The 12,683-nt window shown below is 57.2% G+C and carries 12 protein-coding genes; 11 read left to right on the top strand and 1 reads right to left on the bottom strand.

Annotation, left to right across the window (positions count from 1 at the left end; genetic code table 11):
* Nucleotides 1-112: 112 nt before the first annotated feature.
* The 4 genes from PVA19_RS10335 to PVA19_RS10320 all read left to right on the top strand — a co-directional run bounded on the left by PVA19_RS10335 (nt 113) and on the right by PVA19_RS10320 (nt 6,109).
* The gene (locus PVA19_RS10335) at nt 113-2,179 is read left to right on the top strand and encodes an ATP-dependent helicase (protein ID WP_274102338.1); all 2,067 of its coding nucleotides are present in this window, start codon (nt 113-115) and stop codon (nt 2,177-2,179) included.
* Between the two features lie 701 nt (nt 2,180-2,880).
* Nucleotides 2,881-3,402: a restriction endonuclease gene (locus tag PVA19_RS10330; RefSeq protein WP_274102337.1), complete on the top strand. Its 522-nt coding sequence runs from the start codon at nt 2,881-2,883 to the stop codon at nt 3,400-3,402.
* Between the two features lie 97 nt (nt 3,403-3,499).
* On the top strand, nt 3,500-4,408 hold the full coding sequence (locus PVA19_RS10325) for a winged helix-turn-helix domain-containing protein (protein WP_274102336.1): 909 nt from the start codon (nt 3,500-3,502) through the stop codon (nt 4,406-4,408).
* A 12-nt stretch (nt 4,409-4,420) separates the two neighbouring features.
* Entirely contained in the window at nt 4,421-6,109 is a 1,689-nt protein-coding gene (locus PVA19_RS10320) for a CHAT domain-containing protein (RefSeq protein WP_274102335.1), read from the top strand.
* Between the two features lie 580 nt (nt 6,110-6,689).
* On the opposite strand, the gene PVA19_RS10315 is transcribed toward PVA19_RS10320, so the two are convergent.
* Complete coding sequence (locus PVA19_RS10315; protein ID WP_274102334.1) at nt 6,690-6,899, bottom strand: hypothetical protein; 210 nt, start codon at nt 6,897-6,899, stop codon at nt 6,690-6,692.
* Nucleotides 6,900-6,988: 89 nt separating this feature from the next.
* On the opposite strand from PVA19_RS10315, the gene PVA19_RS10310 reads away from it, so the two are divergent.
* The 7 genes from PVA19_RS10310 (at nt 6,989) to PVA19_RS10280 (ending at nt 12,634) form a co-directional block, all read left to right on the top strand.
* Nucleotides 6,989-7,570: a type II toxin-antitoxin system VapC family toxin gene (locus PVA19_RS10310; RefSeq protein ID WP_274102333.1), complete on the top strand. Its 582-nt coding sequence runs from the start codon at nt 6,989-6,991 to the stop codon at nt 7,568-7,570.
* A gap of 810 nt (nt 7,571-8,380) precedes the next feature.
* The gene (locus PVA19_RS10305; protein WP_274102332.1) at nt 8,381-8,755 is read left to right on the top strand and encodes a hypothetical protein; all 375 of its coding nucleotides are present in this window, start codon (nt 8,381-8,383) and stop codon (nt 8,753-8,755) included.
* 40 nt (nt 8,756-8,795) lie between these two features.
* The gene (locus tag PVA19_RS10300) at nt 8,796-9,143 is read left to right on the top strand and encodes a hypothetical protein (protein WP_274102331.1); all 348 of its coding nucleotides are present in this window, start codon (nt 8,796-8,798) and stop codon (nt 9,141-9,143) included.
* A 25-nt stretch (nt 9,144-9,168) separates the two neighbouring features.
* Complete coding sequence (locus PVA19_RS10295) at nt 9,169-9,324, top strand: hypothetical protein (protein ID WP_274102330.1); 156 nt, start codon at nt 9,169-9,171, stop codon at nt 9,322-9,324.
* Nucleotides 9,325-9,430: 106 nt separating this feature from the next.
* A complete protein-coding gene (locus PVA19_RS10290; RefSeq protein WP_274102329.1) occupies nt 9,431-10,027 on the top strand; it encodes a hypothetical protein in 597 nt (198 codons plus the stop codon).
* Between the two features lie 11 nt (nt 10,028-10,038).
* On the top strand, nt 10,039-10,212 hold the full coding sequence (locus PVA19_RS10285; protein WP_274102328.1) for a hypothetical protein: 174 nt from the start codon (nt 10,039-10,041) through the stop codon (nt 10,210-10,212).
* Nucleotides 10,213-10,372: 160 nt separating this feature from the next.
* Complete coding sequence (locus PVA19_RS10280; RefSeq protein WP_274102327.1) at nt 10,373-12,634, top strand: hypothetical protein; 2,262 nt, start codon at nt 10,373-10,375, stop codon at nt 12,632-12,634.
* Nucleotides 12,635-12,683: the final 49 nt, after the last annotated feature.

Below are 12,683 nucleotides of genomic sequence, written 5' to 3'. Positions count from 1 at the left end.
TGTTCATTATTAGCGATTTGAATAACGTGCTTCCCAATTTACAAAGCTCGCTGTATGTTCCGCATTTGTTCGAGGGACAGCAGGTTCTCACTGTTAGAATGAAGTGACCTCTATGGCGATCGGGTATCTGGAAAAGTTGAACGATCAGCAGCGCAAGGCCGTCGAATACGGCGTCGGCTTGCCTTATGGCAATTCCGCAGGTCCGCTCCTGATCATCGCTGGGGCAGGTTCCGGCAAGACGAACACGCTGGCACATCGCGTTGCCCATCTCATCGTCAACGGCGCAGATCCACGCCGCATTCTCCTGATGACATTTTCAAGGAGAGCTGCCTCGGAAATGGCACGCCGCGTCGAGCGCATTTGCCGCAATGTTCTGGGTGCCAATGCCGGCGTCCTGACGGATGCTCTCGCGTGGTCCGGGACATTCCACGGCATCGGTGCGCGCCTGCTGCGGATGTATGCCGAGCAGATCGGTCTCAATCTCGACTTCACCATTCACGACCGTGAGGACAGCGCCGACCTCATGAACCTCGTTCGGCACGAGTTGGGCTTCTCAAAGACCGACAGCCGTTTTCCGACAAAGGGTACCTGTCTTGCGATCTATTCACGTACGGTGAACTCCGAGACGCCGCTCAACGAAATCCTGCGCCAGCATTATCCATGGGTGGCCACATGGGACGAGCAGTTGAAGGAATTATTCGGAGCTTACGTGGAGGCCAAGCAGGCCCAGAACGTGCTCGATTATGATGACCTCCTGCTCTACTGGGCACAGATGGTTAGCGATCCCGACCTCGCCGAAGATATCGGCAACCGCTTCGATCACGTGATGGTCGACGAATATCAGGATACCAATAAGTTACAGGCATCGGTTCTGATGGCGTTGAAGCCAGGCGGCCGCGGCTTGACCGTGGTTGGCGACGACGCCCAATCGATCTACTCCTTCCGCGCGGCCACGGTCCGGAATATTCTCGACTTTCCTGCGTCCTTCAGTCCGGCGGCTGATGTCATCACACTCGACCGCAACTATCGTTCCACCCAGCCCATCCTCGCGGCAGCCAACGGCGTTATCGAACTGGCCCGCGAGCGTTTCACCAAGAACCTTTGGACCGAACGGGAATCGCTTGAACGGCCAAAGCTGGTGACGGTCAAGGACGAGACGGAGCAGGCGAACTACATCGCTGAGCAAGTCCTTGCCAACCGTGAGGTCGGGATAAATTTGAAGCAGCAGGCGGTGTTGTTTCGGACGTCCAGCCACAGCGGTACGCTTGAAGTCGAGCTCACCCGTCGCAACATCCCCTTTGTGAAATTCGGCGGTCTTAAGTTCCTCGACAGCGCCCACGTGAAGGACATGTTGGCCGTCCTACGTTTCGCGCAGAATCCGCGTGACCGGGTCGCAGGTTTTCGTCTTCTTCAGATGTTGCCAGGCGTTGGCCCCAAGAAGGCCGGCACCATCCTCGACACCATCGCTACCGATCCCGAGCCGCTGCTAGCACTAGCCGAAATCCCGCCACCTCCCAAAACAGGCGAATACTGGACATCCTTCGTTCAACTGCTAGCAGGTCTTCGGAAAACACAGGATGGCTGGCCTTCGGATATTGAGCAAGCGCGTCTCTGGTACGAGCCACATCTCGACCGCATCCATGAAGACGCCGACGCGCGCAAGTCCGACCTGCTCCAGCTTGAACAGATTGCCAGCGGCTATCCCTCGCGTGAACGCTTCCTGACCGAACTGACGCTCGACCCGCCGGATGCGACCAGCGATCAGGCAGGTGTGCCATTGCTTGACGAGGACTATCTCATCCTATCGACCATCCACTCGGCCAAGGGGCAGGAATGGCGTTCGGTTTTTATGCTGAACGTAGTCGATGGCTGCATTCCATCAGACCTTGGAACGGGCACGACACAGGAGATCGAGGAGGAAAGGCGTTTGCTCTATGTCGGCATGACACGTGCCAAGGACAGCCTGTCGCTCATAACGCCGTTAAAGTTTTTCACACACGGCCAGAACTCCAAGGGTGACCGGCACGTTTACGCATCGCGATCCCGGTTCATTCCGTCGACACTGCTGCAATACTTCGAATCCATGGCCTGGCCGAAGGTTTCTGCCGGAGCGTCAGAGCGAAGCGCTCAGCAGATAAGGATCGATGTCGGCGCACGCATGCGCGGAATGTGGAAGTAGGAGACCCTACGTTACCGACGTCAATGAGGCTGGAGAAATGCCTCGCGTACGAATGATCGCTCGTCGTCAGGCCCGTCGTTGGTCAAGAACTGAGCCATCTTTATACAACTTTGGGTTGTCTGACTATCGATCTAAAGGGTTAATTCGTCTGATCTTTCTGTAGACCGACGGTAAAGCCTGACGCTTTTTCGTCCGATCTCTGAAATTCTTATTCTTATAAAAAGTGAGTCGCCTCCACGCTGGCGTTGCATGCGGTATGCACCAGCGCGAAGGGAATGAACCTTTTGGGAAATTGCGTGGTGACTAGGTACAAGCGAAACGTCCACACTGGCATTCTCAACTATGACCATGTGGATCTCGACGCGGGAGCGATGTTCTTCTCAAACGCACTGCGGCAACGGATTTGCCCCTGCTGCTCGATTGGCTTCCTCGCGTTCGAGCACGAACTGCCTACCCAGCCACTCAAACCAGGACAAATACAATTTCGGTGGCTCAAGGTAGAGATTTGCCCATCTTGTGGCTGGTGGCACTTTCGCCAGGATTGCGAAGTGTCAGTCCCCGACGCTCCTGGCAAGGTGTCCCGAGCCACGTGGTGGGAATTGACCCACGCTCTCCAATCTGAGATCAATCTTGGGGACACGACACTTCCCATCGAAACTCTTCAGCGACATTTGGTGAAGCGTTGGGAGGACAGGACCCTGTTGTCGGCACAGCAGGCGGAAGACTTGGTCGGTTCCCTTCTGCAGGAACACCACGGCGGCCAAGTAATCAGGTTATCGGCGAACGCCAACAGTGCGGACGGTGGGATCGACCTCTATCTTGTGGCGGACGACGGAGCGATCCGACGAGCCATCCAAGTCAAGCGTCGTATTACGTCAAAAGCCGAGTCCGTCAAGGAGGTCAGGAACTTTGTAGGTGCCATGGTCCTTGATCGGGTAGACCATGGCGTCTTCGTGACAACGGCGTCCCATTTCACACGAGTAGCGCAAGCGATGCCTGCAAGAGCCGCTGGCGCAAAACACAAGCTTCATCTGGATTTGGTGGATGGTGATCGCCTTCTAGAGATGCTCCGGGAGAGTAATGGCGAGAGGCCGGCTCTGCTGCCGCCACAGGTAAAGCCCTACCAAGAATGGCGCGACGCAAGAGGCCAAATCATCTTGGGCCAGGATTTGTTTAACGGCGACATCAGGGAATGGGCCACGACCGCGCTTCCAAAACCTTGAGGCGCAATAGGTCAATTGGGCGTCCGATCGTCACTCCAGAGTCGCGTCCTTGCATTCCCTTTGCTATAGTAGAAAGAACCAGTAAAATTGGTGGTGAATGGACTCCTATCTCGACATCGCAGAACGAGTGCTAAGAGCTTCGAAGAGGCCGATGAGTGCGCGGGCGATTATAAGCGCGGCGTATCGGGCTGGGATCGTGCCCGATCATTTGTACGGGAAGACTCAGTTCAAGACTTTGCAGGCGAGACTCAGCGAGGAAATACTTTATAATCGTCGTCACACGCTGTTTTACAGGACCGAGCCAGGCGTATTCTTCCTCACAGAGTTGATGTCCGATCCGTCGATCCCACAGAAATTCAAGACTGCGTTCCCCGCGCGGCGGCGAACTCGAGACCTATTGAACGAGCCGAGTCTCGCGTTAGCGACGAAATACGTCATGTCGGACCGGTTCTCGAAATTTGATAGTTGGCGTGACCTCGTAGCGGACGCCGAACGCCACGACGCAGTCAAGTATGTCGATCCGAAGCACACCTCATCCGATTTCATCATGATCTGGTCGTTCTCGCTCGTGCGGCGCGCCCAGTGCGTCCTCTCTTATCGCATAGGACGATATCGGGATGACCGCGACCAATTTGCCAACCGTCGCACGATCGGATTTCCTGGGATCGTTGGCTTTACCGACAACACGTTGTTCTCGGAGGGCGACTACGGTGCGGCCGAGGGTGCGCTTGAAGCACTGCTGACCGACCTTGATCTCTCGTTGCGCTCTTTCACGAGCGAGGGAAAGGTCGAGCTTCCCACGACAACAGACATCGTGAAGCTGGATTACTCGGGCGATAAACCGACAATACTGCTGATCATGCAGTGGAAGTGCCCCGAGTGGTTCGAGCCTACCACTCGGCGTCTGTCCCTAAATGATGTATGTTGGTTCGATATGTCATCGCGGGTGAACAATGTCGACGACTTCGAACCTTGGTCGCGCGCTGCGTTGGACTGTATCCGTTAACAGTAGTAATGAATGGCGCTCTCACCGGTAATCACCACTCAACAGACGGCGTTTCTCAGGTTCGAACTGGACCATGGCGACACACGCCGTAAGAAGAAGGCGCTGCAAGACGTTTGCCGAATGTACCGTAATGGAGCGCGCTTCAACGCCGAGAACTTGGAGGCCGTTGAGACCACCATCGACGGTCTTTTGCTTCAAAGCAACCAAGACAGAAAGGTCGTGCGCTGGAGCCTAAACGCATTGGGCCAATTGGGTCGAAGGACGAAGTCCGACAACCCCGTTAGACTGGCTCTGAAGCATTATGATGGTGATCCAGAAATTACTGCGGCTGGTATTGCTGCTTTGTCGAGCATGCATGGCGGTCGAATAGATGAGATTGATCTGTTTCAGAACTGCGATCCGTGCCTCCGCACACTCGCGGCACTCCAGAATACAGATCCAAAGCTACTTGATCTTTCCGCGGTGCGCATCGACATTGACAAAGCAGACAAGGAAATTTTGAAGCTGGCCCTGATAACCGTAGGGCTGAATCGGGATGTCGATAACCTCTTCCATCCGAAGCACAGCAACGGACAGATTATCAAAGCGCTTGGAACCTACCCCGACGATATCGTGGTACAGTACTCGGTCTGGGCAATCATCGAAAATCAGAAGCTTGGGATGCACGACTTGGGCGTGAGCACACACCAGGTGGATGCACTGCCAGCGAACGTTCAGGCGAAGATCATGCAGCTTGTCGCGATGCGCGAGAGCGATCATGACAAGCGACATGCTCTGATGCTTGACGGACCGTATCTACCCAACGCCGACGCGCGTGAAGGGATGGCGAAGGGCCTGCTCTCGGTCTACTACGAGGGGCTTGAAGGAATCATGCTTGATTGGTCCAAGCAGGAGTCCGTCGAATACGTGCGCAAGCTGCTTGCGGAGCATTTCGCTCGGTTCTCCAACTCTTGTGTGATGTACGAGGAAGAAGCCCTCAAGCTATTTGATGCGAACCCAGAGCTACGCGACCATCTTCGGCTTGGAGCAGAGGGCCGGCCGCTCTACAAAAAGTTGCTTCTGCAGGACCTACGCATGGGCACAGCCGATCTCTTTGGCGAGGAGGACGATTTCATGCAGTCAATCAAGAAGACTAAGCCGGTGAGAAAGAGCGTGAAAGCACTCATGCTGTTGGCAGCGCCAAAGGACGCCGATCGCCTACGACTTGACGAAGAAGTGCGCGATCTCAAGGACAAATTGAGGATGGTTCAGAATGCGGTTGTCGATGTTGTAGTCGTTAACGAGTGGGCTGTTCGCGTTGACCAGATTCAAGACGCTCTTTTTAACGAGAAGCCGCAGGTGCTACATTTCAGTGGACATGGCGATACCGGGATGCTGTTCTTTGAAGATCGTATCGGTGACGCAGCGCCTGTCGACGCCAAATCATTTGGGGAGTTGATTGGCCTCCATGCGGATACGGTTAAATGCGTGATCCTCAGTGCATGTTATTCCGAGGATGTTGCGAAGATCGTTCGAGCGCATGTGCCGTGGGTGATCGGATGTGACCAATCGATCGCCGACGACGCGGCGATTGCATTCTCTCGTGCCTTTTATCGCGCTGTGGCAAATGGTGAGGACTATCAGAAGGCATTCCGTCACGCGCGCAATGAGGTATCACTAAACGGGATGAGTGCCGAGGCTGATAAGTACAAGCTTCTCTAATAGCTGCGTCTTTGCGCACAGCAGGCCGAATTCGGTCAAGCCAGCTCGTTCCGCGAGATAGCGGCACGTCTCACGCAAATTGCCTTAGTTGCTGACGGAGGGAAATCTTCCGACGCAACATAGCAAACCTCGAACTTCTCGGCTGATTGAGGGCGCAACGTGCACCAATGGGAGACTAGACCGTCTGCCTTTAAGAACAAGCAAAATGCTACTTGGGCGTCCGTGATGACGGCGCATAGCCGCCTAACAGCGATCGGTCCACGATGTCGGCTCTGCACCAACAGCGGTTATGTGAGAAATGTCGCGACAACTGAGGCCGCGACAGGTAGTCCTGTGTCAATCGGCGTTGAATATTTCCATGCCGAAACACAATCGGGTTCACAGAAAAGGTGTCTGCGCTGCAGGCGCAAAGAATTCGACGCGGTCAGCGTAAGAATGATGCCGTTCATTCAGCAGATGATGTAGCGCAGTACTTTACCGTCGCCGAGCGGTGCCCCTGTGGTCACCTGCCAGCAGGTCGAAGAGCTCAGGCCGCCCGCCTCTTTCGTCGCATGGTAGATCGACAACCACCGGGTCTCGATCAATCCTCGTCAGGACCGCCGTTGGTCAAGAACTCCCGAGCACTGCCCTCATGTGCTGTCTTTGCATAGGAAACAGTGAATGCGCCGTCGCCGTCAAAGACAATTTGCGGGCCATGCTGCTTCGCCGCCGTAAAAAGGCGATCACACGCCTTGTCGTCGAGTGGATACTGCCAGCGATTGGCACGTGGGTTCTGCGGAGTTTGGCTCATCGAATCCTTCTACGCGGATCCTATCGATTTGTTAACCATGTTCGGCGTCCAATCCACGGATTGATAACCGCGAGAAAGGATTTCGCGGCGTGGCGTCGGATTTCGTACTGCTCGATACCAGCGTGCTGACGGAAGCACGCAAGACGAAAGACAATCTCAACGACGACATCGTCTTCTTCTTGAGACAGATTCCGGCGGGCGCCCTCGCCGTGCCACACGCCGCGATATTCGAACTGCAACGGGGCGCGATCAACGTGGGAAGAAAGGATCCGGCCAGAGAGCGAGCCTATACGGCTTGGCTCGACAGGCTGTTAGGGACGGACATCTGGCTGCCGCCTGTCAACGTGGATGTCAGGCGGCTCCTGGCCAGGATGACGATGACGCCTGAACTGGAAGATTTCTGGGTCAACCACTCTTTCAAGCCTAGAATGAAATTTGGATGCGACTGCGAAATCGCTGCCACCGCGATCATCTACGGGATCCCTATCGCCACGACCGACGTCAACGACTTCATGCGGATCCACCGAAGTTTTGCACTTCCTGGACTGTACTCGCCGGCCTCCGGGAAATGGCATGTCCCACCGCCCAAGGGTTGGTCGCTTGGCGAAAACCTAAATCCCGACGAGATGGACTGGCATTCGGTAATAGGTCCGCTTCAGGCGTCCCCTTGATGCAAATAAATCCTGCAACAACGAAGCCATTCCAGTAATTCATGGCAGTTGCCACCGACTGCAACAGATAGCGGTATCGAATGGCGCGTGAGCTTGCTTCAGTCGAAGGTCCTCGCTGTCCTAGGCTGCACATGGCTTCAAAGGCGCCCTTAGCGCGTCAGGCGTCGACAGCCTGGGGTGCCAGATCATGTCACCTCCACTTGAACCAGAAGCTGCCCCGATGCGTGAGCCATTCTGAAACAGATGAGACTTGTCGGCCTACCGAAGTATTTACGATATTCTTCGGATCCGGTGCCGAAACAGCGATTTGGCCGCTTTCCGGGTACGTGCGATGCATTTTTTTAATCTACAACTCATTGACGAACTTCCGAAGATCTGTTTCTTTCTCGAACTGCCGCTCCATCGGGGAGCATACGAGATCGGACATCATGACGCTCTGGGTACCCACACAAGGCCAACAAGGTTGCTGGAAAGCGTCGTAAGACGCCGTGGTATCTATGCCGCGGCACAACGGACGCCCCGGCACTCCTTCGAAATTAAGTTTTTCGTATTCGAGGAAGCAGACATGTCGAACAAGATTTTCAACACTCTCCATCTCCAACGTCGCCCAGCCGCGTTCGCAGGTCGCTAGGTTCCGAGGAAGCGTATTCCAAGGCCCAGCATCCCCGTCGAACGTAACTGAAGTCGCGTGAACCAATGGTTCGCGGTGAGCTCGTCGAATTCGACGCCGCCGCAACCGATACAGGATGGAGACGGGCATGAAGTACTTCCTGAACGAGATACAGTTCGCAACACCCGAACTCGAGGTCCTTGACGCAACTATCGTGTCAGGGGGCTGCGATCAACGCGGCCCGTCCGCGCTCTAGCGCCAACACCTCCACCTCTCCGCGCAACGAGAACTGCGGTAGTTCGCAGAACGCGCTTTTGCGTCAGGTGCTCGACGAGATCGAACGCATCAACCTCCGCGATGACCTGCACGCCAGAACCCTGGTTGCCGCCGCCATTGCTTCAATTGGCGCGATCGATGACCTTAACGTACTCGGCGCCGGAGTCCCGACTCTTCGTGAGCTCGAGAATAGTGCGCCAGATCCTGCAAAGGTCACGCTACGCGACGGCCTCACAACAGCGGGCCGCTCTTCACCCGACAACTTCCCACCAATTCACCTGACAGCCTCGCGGCCTTGATCGCGACTGCAATGGTATTTCTCAGAACGAGGACAGACAGATGACACGCATGCTCTCAAAACCCAAGCGTTCGCTCGAAACCGCGAGCATCGACGAACTCCTCTCCGCCATCGCGGAGCTCCACGAAGTGGAGGATCGTTTCGGCGAACTTACGGAGTCGCTTGCCTACGACGACCTTCTTGCCGCTTCCACAAAGCGCCTGGCTCGTGTGACCCGTGTCACCGGGGACGAATGGCAGATGAAGATTTTGCCCGAAGATTTCGACGACTTCGATCGTGGCCGTTTGGTTCGGCTACCACGTACATCTGCGGATGAGTCCGATTTCGACGGCGTGGACTTCATCTTTGAAACACGTCAGGGCCAGCGTCTGGCCCGCGACCTGTCTTAGGCCGCGGGCCGGAAGGAGAACGAAAATGGCGACGAAGACACGGCGCATCCTGCGCGAAGTCAAAAATCATGAGCTCGGCTTCGAGCTGCAGTCGGTTCCCAAGTCCACCGGCGTCCTCTCGCCAGATCGCCCGAACACGGGCCGCCTCGTGCCAATCGTCGACGGCCACTACCAAATATGACGTTTCGCTGACGTTCGAGGAAGCGGAAGGCAGGACCGACGTTGCCTGGATTCGGCCGCAGGGGCCAACGGGATTGTACAGACAGCAGCCAAAGGAGCGAGGATCCGTGATCGGCAACGACTACATTCACAAGTTCAATCGCGTTCTCTCCTACAACAGCAGCCTGGAGAGCCGCTTCACGATGATGCTGCTGCGCGACCCCCATCTCGTCGATCTCCGGGAGGAGTTTCCGCGGGTGAAGTACTGGCGTCCAGGCAGCCTGACGGCCAACGAGCATCTCGTGGACCGATTGGCCACGTACGACGACGGCTACCGCATCGCATACGCCGTCAAGCCCACAATCGCGCTTGAGGAGAGCGGCATCATGGAGATCCGCGACCTGATCCTGGAGCAGAACACAGGGGAGCATTTCGACGACTTCCTCGTCATCACCGACGACCAGATCACGGAGGCACGTTCTGGAAACGCGGAGCGGATCATGATCGCCTGCGACAACGTCAACGAAAGTCACTGCGCGGTGGTACTCGATTACATGCGTACCATCCACGAACCGACAACGATCATGGCGGTCGAGCGCGCGCTGGGGCCGGACTTCGACGTCCAGAATTCACTGTTCTGCCTGATCTACCGCGGCTTCGTCGAACATCTTTCGCCCGAAGAGACCTTCGACGACGCGCCCTTCATCCAGACAGTTGCGTCCTAGGAGGTCGCGAAATGGCACACGTACACCCACGCCCGTTCCGCAACCCGACCGCCCTCCCCGATGGCGACGCGATCCCGCTGGCTAGCACCAGGCGCCAATGGCAACGCGAAGGCGGCTCCGGTAGCTCGATGGTCAACCTTGTCGCCGACGAGACGACCATCGCGCTCCAAAGGCCGCATTCCTAAGCCTGACGGCATAGTCGGACGTCGCCGTGAGGGCGCCGTCTCCGCCAAGCTCTAAGTCCAACTTTCCTGCCAGCCGGTGACGGCTGATCGAGCACTGCCGCCGGAACCATCCGGCGGCCACCCTTCCGCACGCCCAACGTTCCCAGAAAGGAACTCGCAGATGTCTTATCCACGCAGCATTTTCCCGATCGAAACCACCACCCGTCTCAGCGATCTGGACAAGATCGTTATCAACAACGTCGAATACGAGTGGGAGTCAGACGTCGACGGCTACCGCTACTTCATGCGCGTCGACGGCGCCGGACGTACCATCTCCTACACGATCCACGAGACCGAACAGATGATCGAAAAAGGTCAGATGGTCGTACATGAAGACTTCTATTCACCGACACTCGGCAAGCGCCGCAACATCGTCGGCCATGAAAGCCTTCTCGCCATGCGCGACGACAAGGTCCAGGAGGCCCTGCGCAAGGAGCGCTGGGTCCAGCTCGCGATCCGCGCCAAGGAGGAAGGAAAGTTCAAGCACGCGGGCGAAGACCTGCCGGATGCCATCCTGAAGGAATACAAGAAGTCTATCACTGCCGCTATGAAGCGTGTGGGTGAAAAGCTGCAGACCACGCAGTCCAAGGGCAAGAAGGATGCCTCGGGTTTCGAAGGAAAGCCCGACGGCGACTACCTTCTGGGCGAACGGCCGCCGCTGCGGACGCTCAACGACTGGATCGCCAAGTACGAGGCGGCCGACTTCGACATCAGCGGCCTGATCGACAAGCGCAGCGGAGACAAGACCTCGCGCTTCACCTCCGAGGAGCGCCATCTCCATGCCCGCTTCGTCCTGAAATACGCAAGCCGCACCAAGCCGTCGGTGAGCCATCTGCATCGTCGCATGGTCGCGACGTTCCGGCGTCTCAACCGCGAGCGCGCCGCCAACGGTTCGGAACTGCTGCGTCCTCTTGGTGAAACGAGCTTTCGTCTCAAGATCCGCCGGCTGCCCAGCTTCTTCAAGAAGGCCGGCCGTGATGGCAAGAAGCGTGCACAGCTTTATTTCGCCATCGTGCGCGGCGGCGCCGACAAGGGCATTCCATTGCTCCGGGTCGAGGCCGACGAATGGTGCGTTGAACTGCGCACCATCCTCGAAGGCACGATCGTCTGGGAGGAGCTGACGGCCGAGGAGCGCAAGGTCCTCTCGACCGTTCGCCTCTTCTTCAGCGCGGTCATTGACGTCGCCACGAAGTGCATCTTGGCGTTCCGTGTCTTCGTCGAGGCGCCGACTATCGAGTCCGCCCGCACGACGCTCGAACTCACGAGCCGCGACAAGACCGCGCTCGCCAAGGCCGCGGGATGCAAGTTTCCATGGGAGATGAAGGGCAAGTTCCGCACCATCGGTCTCGATAATGCGGGCTGGAACAGGTCGAACGCACTTCGCGGAACCCTCACGGATGCAGGCGTCACCGACATGTTTCCGCCGGCCCGCACTCCCTACCTCCGTGGCACGATCGAGCGCTTCTTCCGCACGATCTCGTTCCTTGGGCTACAGGACTTCAACGGTCGCACGTTCGGCAACGTCATCGAACTGGGCCGCTCGTACGCCGACCATCCGATCCCCACCATCCGCAACGATCAGCTTGCCAACATCTTCACCCGGCTGATCGTCGACGTATACCATAATACGCCGCACTCTGGTCTATGGGGCGCGACGCCTCGCCAGGCGTGGCTGGAGCTGACGAGCGGCAAGAAGATTCCGCCTGCCCCTACCGGGTATCTCCGCCGCAACATCTACGGCACCCCCGGCGTCCGCGCGATCACCAAGCAGGGCATCGTCTACGAGGACATCCAGTTCCAGTCGGACGAAATCCAGCAGCTTCGTCGCGACGACGAGCACCTCATGGTCCACATCCGCGTCGACCGCCATGACCTTAGCGAGATCTCGGTGATCTGGAAAGACGGCTTCCTGCGCGTGCCGGCGACCATCAAGGGCCTCCAGAATGTGACCTATTGGCAGTGGATGAAGGCGAAGGAACGTCTCCGGATCCACGACCGGGAAAACCTTGAGCTTGTCGCCGACGACGTTGCAGAGGCCATCGAATGGGCTGGCAGCGAGGCCGACGTGGCCAACGCGGCACTCGAGCTTACTTCGCCTGTCTTCACCCTTCCTGAGTATGTCTACGAGAATGAGAAGATCGGGCGCTTTGTCCGCATCGTCGACGCCTCTGGCAGCCTCAGCGAGAAGGTCCGCGCCCAGGCGCCGAAAATCCGCGCGAGCAGTGCCGCGCTGCTCGGACTTACAAACGCGAGCGCCTCTGCCATCGACGCCGATCGCGCCGTGGCAGAGCGCCTGTTTGCCGAGGACGCAGCCCGCCGTATCGCCGACGCCAAGTTGGCTTCCGACAGCATGTCCGAGGACGAGTTCGGCATCATCGACTGATCCTGAAAGGAGGATACCACATGCCCAATACTGTTCTTTCTCCCGAGCT

Origin of the sequence: Agrobacterium sp. CNPSo 3708, from assembly GCF_028674915.1 — a bacterium.
In the GTDB taxonomy this organism is placed as follows: Bacteria; Pseudomonadota; Alphaproteobacteria; order Rhizobiales; family Rhizobiaceae; genus Agrobacterium; species Agrobacterium cavarae.
The sequence above is the reverse complement of the archived record's forward strand: the minus strand, read 5'-3'. Positions and strand labels throughout refer to the sequence as shown.